This is a genomic window from Butyricicoccus sp. (assembly GCF_050872565.1).
Taxonomy (GTDB): Bacteria; Bacillota; Clostridia; order Oscillospirales; family Butyricicoccaceae; genus Butyricicoccus_A.
Genome location: NZ_JBNMHC010000515.1, coordinates 1 through 1121, shown reverse-complemented (window position 1 = coordinate 1121; position 1121 = coordinate 1). Strand labels below are relative to the sequence as shown.

Annotated in this window: 2 protein-coding genes; both read right to left on the bottom strand. The window is 51.3% G+C overall.

Features of this window, described 5'->3' with window-relative positions:
* Positions 1-575, bottom strand: a 575-nt coding sequence (locus ACR0P9_RS13020) for a DUF5685 family protein (RefSeq protein ID WP_432620816.1), incomplete at its 3' end; no start/stop codon positions are given.
* Positions 576-655: 80 nt separating this feature from the next.
* Positions 656-1057, bottom strand: coding sequence for a SoxR reducing system RseC family protein (locus ACR0P9_RS13015; RefSeq protein WP_432620814.1), 402 nt, complete (start codon positions 1055-1057; stop codon positions 656-658).
* Positions 1058-1121: the final 64 nt, after the last annotated feature.

Sequence of the window (1121 nt, the reverse complement as noted above, 5' to 3'; positions counted from 1 at the left end):
CCCACGTGATAAAACATTTCTTGTAAAATACGACTATCTGTATGCCAATCTGCAACCGCAGCCCGCAAAATTGACGCGAACGCATCGGCAGGGCGGTCGAGCGACGGCGTTTTCTGTCGTTCCAACGCGTTTAAGCTCTCCAGACATTTCTGCGTCTCTCGATCAAAATCTGGCAGCTCTTCCGCCGCTTTTCGGTATCCTCGACGAAGAAACAGTCGAAACAGCCGAGCAGCAAGTCGCTTGATGCCACGCTCATCAGCAATGCTATCCGCCAGCTTGTGCCAGCACAAAATTACACTGACAGCTGCCGCTCGAATCATGCCGTCACTTTGCTTGGCGCAGGTTCTGCGGCGAAATGGGTGCATGATGCACCGGCACTTGCTCTGTTCGCCGCCGCATGGTTCCAACGCATCCAGCACTAATGCGAGATAGGTGCAGTCATAGCTGAGCATCAGTGTCTGCACAAAGCCGTATCGGCGGCGAATGGTGTGGCACAATCCGCAATAAACGCTCTGGAAGCGCTCCCACTCTCGCACCTTGAGTTCTCCGCGCAGCGGTCGAACAAATCCGAACATGGTATTCTTTCACCTCAAATACCATTTTACTGTATCTTCGCCCAGAATACAAGGCTGACGCACGCGCCAGCCTTGAAAATTTACAGTTTAGAAATAGTGTAAATCGGCTTTTTGTCTTTCTGATGCTTGTTCATCAGCAGGGCACCGGCGATACCGAGGAAAAATCCTACGCCGCCCCACAGTTCCGGAATTGGAAGTGCGGCAACTGCTGCAATCGCATACAGAACAAAAAACAATACAATTGGGATAACATATACTACCGCTGCCAGGCCAAGCACCTGTTTCGAGCTGCCTGTAATCACGACTGTATCTCCGATGTCCGCACCGATCGAGTTGTCTGCAATGACGGTAATCGGCTTGGTTACCAGTTCTCCGCAGCCGCCGCATTTGGAACAATCATGTCCGCAAGCAGTCTGGCGATGCACGGTAAGCTCCGCTTGATTGCCGGACAACAGTTTAGTCACTGTCGCTGTCTGCTGCATAAAATCAATCTCTCCTTTCTTCGAGAGGACGAAATGTTTGTAAAATTTCCTTGGCGCAGCCAAT